This is a genomic window from Allobosea sp. 05T438, assembly GCF_056396025.1.
Genome location: NZ_JBFTKQ010000006.1, coordinates 222,779 through 236,467, shown reverse-complemented (window position 1 = coordinate 236,467; position 13,689 = coordinate 222,779). Strand labels below are relative to the sequence as shown.

General features: G+C 66.4%; 16 protein-coding genes and 2 tRNA genes. 10 read left to right on the top strand and 8 right to left on the bottom strand.

Translation table 11 applies throughout. From position 1 onward, the window contains the following. Positions 1-48 precede the first annotated feature (48 nt). Entirely contained in the window at positions 49-576 is a 528-nt protein-coding gene (dps, locus tag AC1DIN_RS15330; RefSeq protein WP_476810389.1) for a DNA starvation/stationary phase protection protein Dps, read from the bottom strand. Between the two features lie 180 nt (positions 577-756). On the opposite strand from dps, the gene AC1DIN_RS15325 reads away from it, so the two are divergent. Next, a complete protein-coding gene (locus tag AC1DIN_RS15325; RefSeq protein WP_476810388.1) occupies positions 757-1,239 on the top strand; it encodes a pyridoxamine 5'-phosphate oxidase family protein in 483 nt (160 codons plus the stop codon). A gap of 26 nt (positions 1,240-1,265) precedes the next feature. Continuing rightward, positions 1,266-1,559, top strand: coding sequence for a hypothetical protein (locus AC1DIN_RS15320; protein ID WP_476810387.1), 294 nt, complete (start codon positions 1,266-1,268; stop codon positions 1,557-1,559). Positions 1,560-1,611: 52 nt separating this feature from the next. Here AC1DIN_RS15320 and AC1DIN_RS15315 read toward each other — a convergent pair whose 3' ends face one another. The 4 genes from AC1DIN_RS15315 to AC1DIN_RS15300 all read right to left on the bottom strand — a co-directional run bounded on the left by AC1DIN_RS15315 (position 1,612) and on the right by AC1DIN_RS15300 (position 4,894). Then, the gene (locus AC1DIN_RS15315; protein WP_476810427.1) at positions 1,612-2,217 is read right to left on the bottom strand and encodes a PopZ family protein; all 606 of its coding nucleotides are present in this window, start codon (positions 2,215-2,217) and stop codon (positions 1,612-1,614) included. A 186-nt stretch (positions 2,218-2,403) separates the two neighbouring features. After that, positions 2,404-3,819: a TolC family outer membrane protein gene (locus tag AC1DIN_RS15310; RefSeq protein WP_476765345.1), complete on the bottom strand. Its 1,416-nt coding sequence runs from the start codon at positions 3,817-3,819 to the stop codon at positions 2,404-2,406. Positions 3,820-3,992: 173 nt separating this feature from the next. After that, entirely contained in the window at positions 3,993-4,634 is a 642-nt protein-coding gene (locus tag AC1DIN_RS15305) for a protein-L-isoaspartate O-methyltransferase family protein (RefSeq protein WP_476810386.1), read from the bottom strand. A 185-nt stretch (positions 4,635-4,819) separates the two neighbouring features. Further along, positions 4,820-4,894: transfer RNA gene (locus AC1DIN_RS15300), tRNA-Asn, on the bottom strand. A gap of 169 nt (positions 4,895-5,063) precedes the next feature. On the opposite strand from AC1DIN_RS15300, the gene AC1DIN_RS15295 reads away from it, so the two are divergent. Together AC1DIN_RS15295 and AC1DIN_RS15290 are read left to right on the top strand one after the other, a co-directional pair. Then, positions 5,064-5,137 (top strand) — tRNA-Cys (locus tag AC1DIN_RS15295). Positions 5,138-5,236: 99 nt separating this feature from the next. Next, the gene (locus AC1DIN_RS15290; protein ID WP_476810385.1) at positions 5,237-6,691 is read left to right on the top strand and encodes a cryptochrome/photolyase family protein; all 1,455 of its coding nucleotides are present in this window, start codon (positions 5,237-5,239) and stop codon (positions 6,689-6,691) included. 8 nt (positions 6,692-6,699) lie between these two features. On the opposite strand, the gene AC1DIN_RS15285 is transcribed toward AC1DIN_RS15290, so the two are convergent. Beyond that, on the bottom strand, positions 6,700-7,482 hold the full coding sequence (locus tag AC1DIN_RS15285) for an SDR family NAD(P)-dependent oxidoreductase (protein ID WP_476810384.1): 783 nt from the start codon (positions 7,480-7,482) through the stop codon (positions 6,700-6,702). A 170-nt stretch (positions 7,483-7,652) separates the two neighbouring features. Between AC1DIN_RS15285 and AC1DIN_RS15280 the strand changes: the two genes are divergently transcribed. From AC1DIN_RS15280 to AC1DIN_RS15270, 3 genes are all read left to right on the top strand, one after another. After that, on the top strand, positions 7,653-8,369 hold the full coding sequence (locus AC1DIN_RS15280) for an alanyl-tRNA editing protein (protein WP_476810383.1): 717 nt from the start codon (positions 7,653-7,655) through the stop codon (positions 8,367-8,369). Positions 8,370-8,447: 78 nt separating this feature from the next. Next, on the top strand, positions 8,448-9,302 hold the full coding sequence (gene sseA, locus AC1DIN_RS15275) for a 3-mercaptopyruvate sulfurtransferase (RefSeq protein ID WP_476810382.1): 855 nt from the start codon (positions 8,448-8,450) through the stop codon (positions 9,300-9,302). A 61-nt stretch (positions 9,303-9,363) separates the two neighbouring features. Further along, positions 9,364-9,882 (top strand): cupin domain-containing protein, encoded by a 519-nt coding sequence (locus AC1DIN_RS15270; RefSeq protein ID WP_476810381.1) that lies wholly within the window; start codon positions 9,364-9,366, stop codon positions 9,880-9,882. Between the two features lie 215 nt (positions 9,883-10,097). Here AC1DIN_RS15270 and tsaA read toward each other — a convergent pair whose 3' ends face one another. Both tsaA and AC1DIN_RS15260 read right to left on the bottom strand, forming a co-directional pair. After that, entirely contained in the window at positions 10,098-10,589 is a 492-nt protein-coding gene (gene tsaA / locus AC1DIN_RS15265; RefSeq protein ID WP_476810380.1) for a tRNA (N6-threonylcarbamoyladenosine(37)-N6)-methyltransferase TrmO, read from the bottom strand. Positions 10,590-10,757: 168 nt separating this feature from the next. Then, entirely contained in the window at positions 10,758-10,964 is a 207-nt protein-coding gene (locus tag AC1DIN_RS15260; protein WP_441471025.1) for a TOBE domain-containing protein, read from the bottom strand. Between the two features lie 116 nt (positions 10,965-11,080). Between AC1DIN_RS15260 and modA the strand changes: the two genes are divergently transcribed. From modA to modC, 3 genes are read left to right on the top strand one after another with little or no spacing between them, the layout of a single operon-like run. Further along, complete coding sequence (gene modA / locus AC1DIN_RS15255) at positions 11,081-11,926, top strand: molybdate ABC transporter substrate-binding protein (RefSeq protein WP_476810379.1); 846 nt, start codon at positions 11,081-11,083, stop codon at positions 11,924-11,926. Further along, complete coding sequence (modB, locus tag AC1DIN_RS15250) at positions 11,923-12,585, top strand: molybdate ABC transporter permease subunit (protein WP_476810378.1); 663 nt, start codon at positions 11,923-11,925, stop codon at positions 12,583-12,585. The genes modA and modB overlap by 4 nt, the downstream gene beginning before the upstream one ends. Further along, positions 12,582-13,676: a molybdenum ABC transporter ATP-binding protein gene (gene modC, locus AC1DIN_RS15245; RefSeq protein WP_476810377.1), complete on the top strand. Its 1,095-nt coding sequence runs from the start codon at positions 12,582-12,584 to the stop codon at positions 13,674-13,676. Before modB ends, modC begins: the two co-directional genes overlap by 4 nt. Positions 13,677-13,689 lie beyond the last annotated feature (13 nt).

The window sequence follows — 13,689 nt, the reverse complement described above, 5'->3', positions numbered from 1 at the left end:
GTCAACGTTTTCGATGACAGGCGACCGCCGGCCTTGCGCCGAAGCGGCTCAACCCAGGTTCGACTGCAGGAACCAGAGCGACTTGTCGAGCATGCGCGAATAGGCCGTCAGGATGTCGGCGGAGTCGGCGTCACCCGCTTCGGCGCAGGCGTCGATCGCTTCGCGAACCTTGTTGCCGGTGTCGGCATAGCGCTCGATCAGTGCGTGGAGATGATCCTGAACCGACACGATTTCTGTCGGATAGGGCTTGAGCGACGTCGCCGCCGCCGTCGTCTGCGCGGTGCCGAGCGCGATGCCGCCGAGCTGCGCGATCCGCTCCGCGACCGTGTCGACATGCTCGTCGAGCTGGTCGCGAAAACCGTCCAGCATGAGATGCACGCCGATGAAGCCCGGCCCCTTCAGATTCCAGTGCGCCTGCTTCGTGACCAGCGCCAGGTCGATGCCATCGGCGAGTCGTTCGTTGAACAGGCCGACAACCTTCGTCTTGGTGTTCGAGGCCAGATCGATCTTGCTCGATTTGACGATCTTCGCGGATGCAGAGGTTTTCGGCGCGGTCTTCGTGGCAGGCTTGGCCATAGCAAATCCCCCTAAGCGGAAAACGACAAAGGAAAGCGCTGCGCGCCGCTAGCGGCGCGTCGCGCCACTCCCTACGCGCGGACGGCGCCATTGTTCCCTCGCCAAGACCTAAACGACCGAGGGAACCTGCCGCGCGGCGATCCGTTGCATCCACGACAGCTGCAACACGGAGAAACCGGCATGCCCCGCAATGATCAGGATCGCGTCTGGGAGCTCGTCGACTCGATCAAATTCGCCATGCTCGTGACCCATGACGGCAATGGCGACGAACTGCGCGCGCGCCCCATGCACGCCCATGGCAAGCGCGAGGAGGACACCATCTACTTCCTGACGGATCGTCGCCACCACAAGGATGACGAGATCCAGATCAATGACAATGTCTGTCTCGCCTTCTCCGACACGAGCGGACACCGCTATCTGTCGATCAGCGGCACAGCGACCGTGGTCGACGACCGCGCTCGCGTGCGTGCGCTCTGGGAGCCGAGCAACAAGGCGTTCTGGGACGACGAGAACGATCCCGACATACGCATCCTGCGCGTGCGGCCCGCCATGGCCGAGTTCTGGGACAGCCCCGGCAAGATCGTCACCAGCGTCAAGATGGCCGCGGCGGCTGTGACCGGCTCGAAACCCGAACTCGGAGAGCACCGCAAGGTCACCTTCTAAAGCTCTGCTACCAAACAGGAAAAACGATGCTGAAGCTCTTTGTTCATGGCCTCGGGGCATGGTTCGCCGTCGAGGCCGCTTCCGGGCGCTATCCGCGTCCGATCGCAGTGGGCCTGACGATGCTGGTGTCGCGGCTCGGCGCTCCCGCTACCCTGCTCGCTGTAGCCGGATACGGGCTCGAACGCCTCAGGGAAGCCGGCGCATTCGAGGGGCGGCCAGCGCGACCGCGCCAACGCCATGCGAGGCCGGCGGTCTCCCCGCGTCGCGGAGCGCGCCCGGCGCGCGGCGCCCGGGACAGCTCGCAACAAACCAAGGCTTGATCGTAAACCGCCGACACCGGCGGGCCTCAATAGCGCCGCGGCCTCGGAGCAGTCAGCTCCGTCCGCCGCGCGCGACGCGTTCGATCTCGGAGCGGACCAGACGCTCGACCATCGTCGGAAGGTTGTCGTCGAGCCAGCTCTTGAGCATCGGCTTCAGCATGTCCTTGACGAGGTCTTCCAGCGTCCGGGCGTTGTTGCTGAGCACCGTGCTGGCGAGCTGGCCAAAGGCGTTGGTCACGGCCGAGCTGGCCTGATCCGACAGCAGGCTCGCCATGTCGACGGCGGGAGCGGGCTGCGCGGCGACGAACGGAGCGGGTTCTGGTTGAGGAGGCGGCGGCGCCACTGCGACAACAGCCGGCTGCTCCTCGACAAAGGCGATGTCGGAATCGTCGACGATGCTGTTCTGGGGCGCTGGCTCAGGTTCGGGTGCCGGTGCAGGTGCAGGCGTCGGAGCCGCGATCAGAGCGGCTTCGGCTCCCAGATCCAGCACGTCATCGTCGATAGGCGCTATCGGGGCCGGGGCAGGCGCGGCTTCAGGTTCCGGAGCCTGAGCGGCGGCAGACTCAGCCGGCTTCACCTCATCGTCCGAAATGATCCGGCGAATGGAGGCGAGAATTTCCTCCATCGACGGTTCGTTGGGCTTGGCTTGCGCGCTCATGAAGGCCTGACCGTTCGACATCGGGCGCGCCGATGGAATCAACGCTGCTCCAAGAGCGGAGTATTCCACGACTTACAGGGCAGACAAGGCGAGGACAGGCTCTCCCACAGGAGAAATCGGCGCTGTTGCGCGAATGCGCCGAAGCTGGCGGCTGGCATCAGGGCCAGCCGCAATCAACGGAGAGCTTCAGCGGCCGTCAGGGGTCTGTGTGCCCCACAGCAGGCCCTTGACCTGATCGTAGTGCTGGCGGGGCTCGTAGGACTGGGCCTTGAGCTTGAGCGTCTCGGAGGAGAGCTTGCCGATTGCCGAAAGCACCGCATAGGAGGCGACGACACGGTCACGCTGCGCCGTCACGAGGCTCGAGCGCGCGCTGACCAGTTCCTGCTGCGCGTTCAGGACGTCGAGAGTGGTTCGCTGGCCGACCTTGGCCTCTTCGCGAACGCCGGCAAGCGCAGTCGAGGACGCCTCGACCTGAGCCTGCGCAGCGATGATCTGGGCCTTGGCCGCTTCCAGCCCGCCCCAGGCGGAGACGACCGCCGCGCGAACCGTATCGCGCTGAGTGTCGACCTCGATGCGGCGCTGGCCGGCCGTTTCCTTGGCCTGCCGGGTGCGGGAATAGACCTGCCCGCCTTCATAGATCGGGATCGTCAGCGCGCCGACGATGCTCGCCGACAGGCGGTTGTCGCCGAAGAACGTGCTGTCGTAGCGCTGCTGGACCGTGCCGGTGACGCCGATGGTCGGATAGAGATCCGCTTCCGTGACCTTGACCTGCAGCTCGGCGGCGTCGACGCCGTGCAGCGCCGCGATGATCGCCGGGTGGCTGCCGAGAGCGTGCGTCAGCGCCAGCGGCAGTGACTTCGGCAAGAGGCTCTCGACCGGGCGGGCGGGCGTGAGCGAACGGGGCTCAATGCCGATATTCTGGCGAAAGCGTGCCACCGAGGTCTTGAGGTTCGATTCGGCGAGAATCGCCTGCGACTGGGCGGACGACAGCCGCGCCTCGGCCTGGGCAACGTCGGTCCGCGTCACCTCGCCGACCTGAAATCGATCGCGCGTCTGGCGCAGCTGCTCCTCGAGAACCTCGACGTTGTTCCGGTTCAGGCTGAGAATCGCCGTGTCGCGCAGCACGTTCATATAGGACGTCGCGCCGTCCAGCAGGACGTTCTGTTCGGTATTGCGGAGGGTGGCTCGCGCTCCAAGCACCTGCGATTCGGACTGGCCGACCGAGTTGCGGGTCTTGCCGGCGTCGAAAATGTTCTGGGTGATCGAAACGCCGGCGCCGCGCGGCGCGAGCCGGCTCGTCGTGCGGTTATGAAAGCCCGAAGACGTACTGCCGGCCGGGGTGTCGGTCTCCAGGATGCTCGCGCCGATATCGGCCGAAGCCTGGATGCGGGGACGATATCCGGAAAGAGCCTGGGGAACGTTCTCGTCGACGGCGCGGACGGAGGCACGCTGCGCATTCAGCGTTGGATTGCCCGAATAGGCCCGGGCCAGCGCGGCTTCCATGGACTGTGCCGCGGCAGGCAAAGCCCAGCCGCCTGACATCGCCAAGGCGATGATGGCGGAGAGCCCGAACCCGGAAATCTTGTCGTATCTTATTTTCACTGGACGCCTCGTGTGCGCACTGAAGTCGCGCCCAGGCTACGCCCCAGCCTCGGCATAATTCTCTATTTCATACCCTGCCCGACGCCGTGAGCCAACGCATGGGCGCCGCCAGGAGCATTTCCCTCGGAACCTGCCACAAAAATGCGACACCCTCCTTTCGAAAATGCAAACGCTTAGAAGACGAAGGCCTCCGGACGGCGGAATTCGGACAGAACCGGAGCCGCAGCATCGAAGACCGGGCGGCCGGCGACGATATCCGAGGATTTTCGATAAAGTTTGACGCGGGCGGAACGCCCTGCCCCCTCAACCACGACGAGCCGTCCCTCGGCTCGCAGCAAGGGGAAAAGCGATTCCGGCTGAGTCTCGCAGGCACCGCTGACCAGAATCGCGTCGAACGATTCTCTGGCGGGCTGCGTGGCGGTGATCGTGACCTGTTGGGCGCCGGCGGCACGCAGCGCGCCTTCGGCGAGGGTGCGGGCGGCCGAGTCGGGCTCCCACAACGTGACCGTGGCACCGACATGGGCCATCAGCGCCGCCCCGTAGCCGGAGCCGCCGCCATATTCGAGCGCATCCTCGCCCGCCTGCAGGTCGAGCAGCTGAATCATGCGGGCGATGACCATCGGCGTCATCAGCGCACGCCCGGTGCCCGGCAATGCGATCGACTGGTCGAGATAGGCGAGATGCGCGAAATTCTCCGGGACGAACACCTCGCGCGGAACCGTATCGGCCGCGGCCAGCACGGCCCGATCGGTCACGTCATAGGTGCGCAACTGGCAATCGACCATGTTGCGGCGCAGCCCGCTGAAGCCTTCCATAACCCTGAACTCTCCGTCTGCGCTGGCGCCCGGAACGGATCGGCTGCGAAGAGCGGATTCCATCCGGCCGGCTCAGCGCCGTCACGGCTGCTTTGTGTTCGACCCGCGCGCAAAAGGCAAGCTCGCCTTGCATCGCAGCAACGCGGCGGCCTGTCGGGCGGGCTAACGATTTTTGGGGAAGGTGCTGGCTCCCGGAGCAGGATTCGAACCTGCGACCAATCGATTAACAGTCGATTGCTCTACCGCTGAGCTATCCGGGAACAACGTGGCGGGGTCATAGCGGGGTGCCCCCGGCAGCGCAAGCCCCTTGCGAGCCAACCAAGCAGATTTGTCATCTGCGCTGTGGACGGAGCGATGCCGGCTTGCGGCGGACTGCGGCTTGTGGTTATTGCGCTCTCGCTGAGGCGGCCGATGCCGCTTTCGCCGGAAGGCCTCGTGGCGGAGTGGTTACGCAGAGGACTGCAAATCCTTGCACCCCGGTTCGATTCCGGGCGAGGCCTCCAAAAAAAATTATCCTTCTTCCTGATACCGATCCGCCTCCCGCCGCGTTTGTGCCGGCGTGGTTGGTGCGTGCACGATACTGCCCGACCGGATAAGGAAACATGGCTGAGCGCTCCCTGCACTGGTTCAGGAACGATCTGCGGCTGGCGGACAACCACGCCCTCGCCGCGGCAGCGCAGGCCGGACCGGTCCTATGCCTCTATATTCTCGACACCGGCCCCGCTCGCCGGCCGCTCGGCGGCGCTTCGCGCTGGTGGCTGTCGCGTTCGCTCGACGCGCTCGGCAAAGCTCTGGCGCAGAAGGGCGGCCGGCTCGTGCTGATGCAGGGCGATCCGGCCGAGCTGATTCCATGCGTCGCGGCAGGGGCCGGAATCGAGCTGGTCACCTGGAATCGCCGCTACGAAGCGGAGGCGATCGCGCTCGACCGGCAGCTCAAGGAAGACCTGTCGCGGAGCGGAATCAGCGTCCGCAGCTTCAACAGCCATCTCCTGAACGAGCCATGGCAGGTCACCACGACGACCGGGCAGCCGATGAAGGTGTTCACGCCCTACTGGCGCGCGGCCCGGCAGAAGGGCGGGCCGCCGGCTCCGATTCCGGTGCCGGTGCGAATCGAGGCGCTCCCCCTGCCCGAGTCGATCGAGGCTCTCAGCGTTTCGCTGCCGAATCTCGGGCTTGAGCCCGGCAAGCCCGACTGGGCCGGGGGCATGCGGGCGGAATGGACGCCTGGAGAACAAGGCGCCGCGGTGCGACTCGAGGATTTTCTGGCCGGCGCGCTCGCGGGCTATGCCGAAGGTCGCGACCGGCCAGACCACGAATCGACCTCGCGGCTTTCACCGCATCTGCGCTTCGGCGAGATCGGGCCGCGCCAGATCTGGCATGCGCTCCATCATGCCCGCGCAACCGGCGAGGCCGCCGGATCGGAGCGCGATGCGGAGAAGTTCCTCTCCGAGATCGGCTGGCGCGAGTTTTCCCACCACCTGCTCTTCCACAATCCCCAGCTGGCGACGCGCAACTACGATGAGCGCTTCGACGCTTTTCCCTGGCAACCCGACAAGGAGGCGCTCCGCCGCTGGCAGCGCGGACAGACCGGCATCCCGCTGGTCGATGCCGGCATGCGCGAACTCTGGACAACCGGCTGGATGCACAACCGCATCCGGATGGTCACGGCGTCCTTCCTGATCAAGCATCTGCTGCAGGACTGGCGCGCCGGCGAAGCCTGGTTCTGGGACACGCTGGTCGATGCCGATCCGGCCAGCAATGCTGCGAGCTGGCAATGGGTGGCGGGATCGGGCGCCGACGCCTCGCCCTACTTCCGTATCTTCAACCCCGTCACGCAGGGCGAAACCCATGATTGCGGCGGTGCCTATGTCCGCCAATGGGTGCCGGAACTGGCAGGACTTTCCGACAAAGATATCCACCAGCCGTGGAAGGCCTCGGAAAAGGCGCTGCGCGAGGCCGGAGTGCGAATCGGCGAGACCTACCCTGCCCCGCTCGTCGACCTCGCCTTCGGGCGCCAGCGCGCGCTCGATGCCTTCTCCAGGATCCGCAACCGCTGAAGCCGGGCTCAGTCGTTCCGCTCGGCGAAGCGGGCCATCAGCGCGAAATAAGCCGGATAGGGCAAGAGCCGCGCCGCCTTCAGCATCCAGGCGAGGCGGCGTGGAAAGGCAATTTCGAAGCCGCCGCGCTCGAAGCCGTCGACGATTCGACGGGCGCCTTCCTCCACCGTCAGCAGGAACGGCATCGGGAATCGCCGGCCCCGCGTCATCGGCGTGTCGACGAAACCGGGATTGACCAGTTGCAGGCGGATGCCAGCCGCCTTGCAGTCGAAGTGCAGCGACTCGCAGAAATAGATCACGGCCGCCTTGGCGGCCCCGTAGGCGGCTGCACCGGGCAGGCCGCGATAGCCGACGAGCGAGGCGTTGACCGCAATCTGACCGCGTCCGCGCGCGGCCATGCGCGGCTTCACGGCGAAGAGGCTTTTCACGACGCCCAGCAGATTGACAGCGACGACCTTCTCCACGGTCTCGGTATCGATCCGACCGCCTTGCCCGGATGCGATGCCGGCATTCAGGAACGCCAGTGCGATCGGTCCGTGAATGCTCTCGATGGCCTCCGTGATTCCCTGCATCGCCTGCGCATCGGTCACGTCGCCGGCGTGGGCGACGATCCGGCCCGGGAAGCTCTCAGCCTCGCGTGCGACGGCTTCGAGCGCGTCCGTCCTTCGCGCGGTGACCGCGACCGTCCAGCCGCGCCGCGCCAGTTCGAGCGCAACCGCCGCTCCGATGCCGGAGCTGGCACCGGTGACCCAGGCGATGCCGTCCTGCGGTTTCATGCGGGGCAAGGCCATGACTGCTCCGGGTTGGTCGGAGTCGCCATCTAGGCATCGAATCGCGACGCCGGAAGCCTCGCGGCCCAATTCATCCCCGCTATCCCTTCAATGAGGTGGCACCGGCGAAGCAATCGGTGCAGTCTGCGGCGCGAAGGCGCCTCGAGCGCGACCAGCGAGACGACAAGATCATGCCGACCGAACTGCTGTTCCGCGAGGACGCCTATCTGCAGGAGACGCCCGCGACGGTGGAAACCGTCAACGAGCGTGGCGGCATCATCCTCGACCGCACGATCTTCTATGCGACCGGCGGCGGCCAGCCGGGCGACGCCGGACATCTGCGCCGGGCGGACGGCGGCCTCATCGCCATCGGCACCACGATCTACGATCCGGAGGACAAGAGCCGGGTCATCCATGTTCCCGCCGAAGGCCAGGCTCTGCCGGCGCCGGGCGAGGCCGTTACCGCCGCGCTCGACTGGGAACGCCGCCTCAAGCGCATGCGCGTGCATACCGCGCTCCACCTGCTCAGCGTCGTGCTGCCCTTCCCCGTAACGGGCGGCTCGATCGGCGATGGCGACGGGAGACTTGATTTCGACATCCCGGAAGGCGGGCTCGACAAGGCCGAGGTGACCGAGAAGCTCAACGCGCTCATCGCGCGCAACGCCGACGTAACCGAGCGCTGGATCACCGACGAGGAGCTCGACGCCAACCCGGGTCTCGTCAAGACGATGTCGGTGAAGCCGCCGCGCGGCTCGGGCCGCGTCCGGCTTGTCGCCATCGGCGATATCGACTTGCAGCCCTGCGGCGGCACCCATGTCCGCAACACGGCGGAGATCGGCCTCGTCGCCGTCACCGATATCGAGAAGAAGGGCAAGCAGAACCGGCGCGTGCGCATCGCGTTGGCCTGAGAAGCCGTCCGTGGATTCCAGCCCTTCGGGCGTTTTTCAAGTAGATTGCAAACCTCGAATATCCCCAAGGACACGCCTATGGCCCGTGAAGACGTTTTCGTTTCGACCGACTGGCTCGCGGAGCGCCTGAACGCGCCCGACGTCATCGTGGTCGACGGCTCCTGGTATCTGCCGGCGCATGGCCGCGATCCGCATGCCGAATTCGCGGAGCGGCGGATTCCAGGCGCCGTGCATTTCGACATCGACGCGGTGAAGGACATCAACTCCGACCTGCCGCACATGCTGCCGCGGCCGGAGGCCTTCTCGGCGGCCGTCGGAGCCTTGGGGATCGGCGACGGCATGCGTATCGTCGTCTATGACGGGCTCGGCCTGTTCTCGGCACCGCGCGTACGCTGGACCTTCCGCACCTTCGGCGCCAAGGACGTGGTCATTCTCGAGGGCGGTTTCCCGAAATGGGAACGCGAAGGCCGGCCGATCGAGCATGGCCCGCCGCGCGCCCGGGCCGCACGCAGCTTCACCGCCCGGCTCGACCATTCCGCCGTCGCCAGCGCCGACGATGTCGCCAGGGCGCTTGCCGGTGGAACGCAGGTTGTCGATGCCCGCCCGGCCGACCGCTTTCGCGGGGAAGCACCCGAGCCGCGTCCCGGCGTCCGCTCCGGCCATATGCCGGGCGCGCTCAACGTGCCCGCAACCGCGCTGATCGCCGATGGCAGCCTGAAGGATTCCGCCGCGATCGCCGCCGCCTTTGCCGAGGCCGGAGCCGATCTCGACAAGCCGCTGATCACCAGCTGCGGCTCGGGCGTCACCGCGGCGATCCTCGCGACTGCGCTGGAGACCATAGGCAAGTCGGCGCGCGCGCTCTACGACGGCTCCTGGGCCGAATGGGGCGCCAGCGACCGGCCGATCGCGACCGGACCGGCGAAGAAGGGTTGATTGCGTATCCCATTCGCAGCCCTCGGGATGAGGGCTGCGATCCTCTTATCGGGAGATCGTCATGAGCCATGACCATCCGCACGATCACGACCATCCACACGACCATTCCCATGACGAGCCGCGCTGGAAGCATGACGGCGTGCGCGTGATCTCCGGCGACAAGCTCGATCCCAACACCGCGCAGACGCCGGGCATGTTCCGGCAGGCCGCGATCAACCACGCCCGCGTCGGCGCGCAGAAGATCTGGGCCGGCACCGTCGCCATCCAGCCCAATGCCAAGACGGGCGTGCACCATCACGGCGAACTCGAAAGCGTGATCTACGTGGTGAGCGGCAAGGCGCGGATGCGCTGGGGTGAGCGGCTGGAGTTCGTCGCCGAGGCGGGGCCGGGCGATTTCATCTACGTCCCGCCCTTCGTGCCGCATCAGGAGATCAATGCGAGCCCGGACGAGCCGCTGCAATGCGTGCTGGTGCGCTCGGACAATGAGGCGGTGGTGGTCAACATCACCGATGTCGACCCGGTCGAGCAGCCGGAAGAGGTCTATTGGGTCGACCCGATCCACAAGCACCCGCACGGGTAGACCCGCTGGCTGGGTATGTAGAAAGGCCGTCGTTCCCGATCGTCATGCTCGCCCTTGTGGCGAGCATCCACGTCTTGAACGCAACATTCGGCCAGCAAAGACGTGGATGGTCGGGACAAGCCCGACCATGACGGCAAATGTCTTATTGATGGGCTCCGTGCTCAGGCCTGCGGCCTAACCCCGGAGTGACAGCCGCACCTCGAACAGGTCCCATCTCAACCTGTCTCGAAATCGCCGGGCTGCGGCGGGGCGATCGGGGTGAAGAGCGTGCGGTCAGGCTTGATGTCGAGGAGCGGCGTCTCGTCGAGGCAGTCGAGCCCGCGCACCAGCAGCACCCGCCCTTCCCGCGCGACCAGCGTCGCGATCGAGGTGCCGATCGGGTTGGGCCGCACCGGCGTGCGCAGGGCGAAGGTGCCGTGGGTCTCGCCATTGTTGGCAGGGCTCTGACGGATGAGGTCGCGGCGCGACTGATGCAGCCAGTAGAGCGCCTCGAGCCGCTCGAAGCGCTCGATGCCCTCAAGAGCTTCGTCCCAGGGCGGGAAGAGCTCGATGCGGCAGATCGGTCCGTCCGCCCTGCCCTGGCGCGGACAGGTCAGCCGTGAGGTCCAGGGCGTGCGGATGGTCCCGATGAAGACGAGGCCGGCATCGGTCGCCTGCGGCGGCGCGACGGCGACTTCCTTTTCGCGGATCTCGTTCTCGCGGACCATGCTGAAAGAACCTCCCGGAACCGCCCTCGATCAGCTTCGCCGTCATTGCGGGCGCAGCGAGGCAATCCAGGGGACTGGGTTGAGCCGTCCAGCCCTGCGGACCCTGGATTGCTTCGTCGCTCCGCTCCTCGCAATGACGGTTCCCGCGATCCGAGCGGTTCAAAAACCTCAGTCGATCGCGATCATCACGTCGGAAGCTTTCACCACGGCATAGGCTTCCTTGCCGACGGTCAGCTTGAGATCGTCCACCGCCGCGTTGGTGATCGAGGACGTCACAATCGCGCCGCCGATATCGATGCGGACATGGGCCGTCGTCGCACCTTTGGTGATCTCGACGATCTTGCCCTTGAGCTGGTTGCGCGCGCTGATCTTCATGGCTGGGCCTCTCCTTGCGGCAAGTCGGTCGCTGCGGCTGCTTGACTTGGCTCCGGGCGCGCTGCAACCATCGTTATATCCATCGATATACAACGATAAAGACAGCGAGGAACAGCATGTTGAAGCGTCGCACCCTGCTGGGCATGGGCCTGGCCCTTGCCGTGAGCTTTGCCCCTGCCTTCGATGCCGCGCAGGCGCAGACGAAGGACCTCGTCATCTTCGCCGCCGCCAGCATGAAGAATGCGCTCGACGAGGCCGCGGCCAACTGGGTCAAGGAGAGCGGAAAGCCCGCTCCGAAGATCTCCTATGCCGCCAGCAACACCCTGGCGAAGCAGCTGGAGAACGGCGCCCCGGCCGATCTTTTCGTCTCGGCCGACCTCGACTGGATGGACTATGCGGCAGCCAAGAACCTGATCAAGCCCGATACGCGCGTCAGCCTGCTCGCCAACCGCATCGTGCTGGTCGGCGGCAAGGATTCGACCGCCAAGCTCGATCTCAAGCCCGGCGTCGATGTCGCCGGTGCCGTGGGCGCCGGCCGCCTCGCCATGGGCAATGTCGATTCCGTTCCGGCCGGCAAATACGGCAAGGCGGCGCTGGAGAAGCTCGGCGCCTGGGACAAGGTGAAGGACAAGATCGCGCAGGCCGACAATGTCCGTGCCGCGCTGCTGCTGGTCTCACGGGGCGAGGCGCCGCTCGGCATCGTCTATGCGACGGACGCCGCTGCCGACCCGCAGGTCAAGGTCGTCGCGACCTTCCCCGAAGATTCGCACCCGCCGATCGTCTATCCCGTCGCCATCACCAAGGAATCGGCCAATCCCGACGCGCAGGCCTTCCTGACCTATCTGCGCAGCCCTGCCGCCAAGCCGGTCTTCGAGAAGCAAGGCTTCACGGTTCTCAACAAGGCTGCCAGCTCTTYGCGAGCKGCTTTTTTTCGCTCTCCCCGGAAGAGTGGACGGCGGTGAGGCTCAGCCTCATCGTCGCCAGCACCGCCATGGTCGCGAGCCTGCCGCTCGGGCTTGGCGTCGCGCTTCTGCTGGCGCGTGGGCGCTTCTGGGGCAAGTCCCTGCTCGACGCCATCGTCCACATGCCGCTGATCCTGCCGCCGGTGGTGACGGGCTATCTGCTGCTCATCGGCTTCGGCCGGCGTGGGCCGATCGGGCAGTTCCTCTATGACTGGTTCGGGATCGTGCTCTCGTTTCGCTGGACCGGCGCGGCGCTGGCTTGCGGCGTGATGGGCTTTCCGCTCATGGTCCGGGCCATCCGGCTCTCGATCGAGGCGGTCGACCGCAAGCTGGAAGCCGCCGCCGGCACGCTTGGCGCCAGCCCGATCTGGGTCTTCTTCGTCGTCACCCTGCCGCTCTGCCTGCCCGGCATCATCGCCGGCATGATTCTGTGCTTCGCCAAGGCGATGGGCGAATTCGGCGCGACGATCACCTTCGTCTCCAACATCCCCGGCGAGACGCAGACGCTGCCTTCGGCGATCTACACCTTCACCCAGGTCCCGGGCGGCGACGCCGGCGCGATGCGGCTGACGCTGATCTCGATCGCGATCTCGGTCACGGCGCTCTTCCTGTCCGAATTGATGGCGCGCATGGTGGGCCGCCGGATCGACATCGAATGAAGCCCGCTCTCGACATCGCCGTCAGGCACCGGCTCGGCGACTTCAAGCTCGATGCCGCCTTTACCTCCGACGGGCGCCTGACCGCCCTGTTCGGTAGTTCGGGTTCGGGCAAGACCTCGCTGGTCAATGTCATCGGCGGGTTGATCCGCCCGGATGCCGGCCACGTTCGTGTCGATGGCGAGACGCTGGTCGATACCGAGCGCGGCATCTTCCTGCCGAAGCATCGCCGGCGCATCGGCTACGTCTTTCAGGAGGCCCGGCTTTTCCCGCATCTCACCGTCCGGCAGAACCTGCTGTTCGGCCATTGGTTCGTGCCGCGCGCCCAGCGCAAGCCGGCCGAGCTCGACAAGGTGCTGGAATTGCTCGGCATCGGCCATCTGCTGCGGCGGCGGCCGGGGACCCTCTCCGGCGGCGAGAAGCAGCGCGTCGCCATCGGCCGCGCTTTGCTGGCGCAACCGCGCCTGCTGCTGATGGACGAGCCGCTCGCGGCGCTCGACGAAGCGCGCAAGGCGGAGATCCTGCCGCATATCGAGCGACTGCGCGACGAGGGCGGCATCCCCATCGTCTATGTCTCGCATGCACTGGCGGAAGTCGCGCGCCTTGCCACGACCGTCGCCATGGTCGAGAACGGGCGCATCGCCGCTTGCGGTCCCACGGCCGAGATCCTCGCCCGGCCCGATCTGGCGGCGCGGCCGGGTGCACCCGAAGCGAGCACCTTGCTCTCGGCCGAGGTCGCCGGCTTCGAGGAAGCCTTCGGGCTGGCGCGGCTCACGACACCGGCCGGGCCGCTGACGATTGCGCGCGGCGCGCTTCGACAGGGTGAGCGGATCAAGATCCGCATCCTGGCGAGCGACGTCATGCTCAGCCTCGGCCGCCCCGGGGAGGTCAGCGCGCTCAATGTTCTGCCCGGAACCGTCTCCGAGATCGGCGAGCGGAGCGGTTTCGGCGGCAGCACCGTGCATCTGCTCGTCGCCTGCGACGAGGCCAAGCTGGCGGCCCGGCTGACGGCGAAATCCGTCGCCTTGCTCGGTCTCGTCCAGGGAAAACCGGTCCATGCGGTGATCAAGAGCGTCTCTGTCGAGATGCCCTGAGCCGGACGCGCAA

What these genes read in the sequence shown, in the direction of transcription:
- dps (WP_476810389.1), bottom strand. Translation starts at nt 576, where the DNA reads ATGGCCAAGCCTGCCACGAAGACCGCGCCGAAAACCTCTGCATCCGCG.
- AC1DIN_RS15325 (WP_476810388.1), top strand. Translation starts at nt 757, where the DNA reads ATGCCCCGCAATGATCAGGATCGCGTCTGGGAGCTCGTCGACTCGATC.
- AC1DIN_RS15320 (WP_476810387.1), top strand. Translation starts at nt 1,266, where the DNA reads ATGCTGAAGCTCTTTGTTCATGGCCTCGGGGCATGGTTCGCCGTCGAG.
- AC1DIN_RS15315 (WP_476810427.1), bottom strand. Translation starts at nt 2,217, where the DNA reads ATGAGCGCGCAAGCCAAGCCCAACGAACCGTCGATGGAGGAAATTCTC.
- AC1DIN_RS15305 (WP_476810386.1), bottom strand. Translation starts at nt 4,634, where the DNA reads ATGGAAGGCTTCAGCGGGCTGCGCCGCAACATGGTCGATTGCCAGTTG.
- AC1DIN_RS15290 (WP_476810385.1), top strand. Translation starts at nt 5,237, where the DNA reads ATGGCTGAGCGCTCCCTGCACTGGTTCAGGAACGATCTGCGGCTGGCG.
- AC1DIN_RS15285 (WP_476810384.1), bottom strand. Translation starts at nt 7,482, where the DNA reads ATGGCCTTGCCCCGCATGAAACCGCAGGACGGCATCGCCTGGGTCACC.
- AC1DIN_RS15280 (WP_476810383.1), top strand. Translation starts at nt 7,653, where the DNA reads ATGCCGACCGAACTGCTGTTCCGCGAGGACGCCTATCTGCAGGAGACG.
- sseA (WP_476810382.1), top strand. Translation starts at nt 8,448, where the DNA reads ATGGCCCGTGAAGACGTTTTCGTTTCGACCGACTGGCTCGCGGAGCGC.
- AC1DIN_RS15270 (WP_476810381.1), top strand. Translation starts at nt 9,364, where the DNA reads ATGAGCCATGACCATCCGCACGATCACGACCATCCACACGACCATTCC.
- tsaA (WP_476810380.1), bottom strand. Translation starts at nt 10,589, where the DNA reads ATGGTCCGCGAGAACGAGATCCGCGAAAAGGAAGTCGCCGTCGCGCCG.
- AC1DIN_RS15260 (WP_441471025.1), bottom strand. Translation starts at nt 10,964, where the DNA reads ATGAAGATCAGCGCGCGCAACCAGCTCAAGGGCAAGATCGTCGAGATC.
- modC (WP_476810377.1), top strand. Translation starts at nt 12,582, where the DNA reads ATGAAGCCCGCTCTCGACATCGCCGTCAGGCACCGGCTCGGCGACTTC.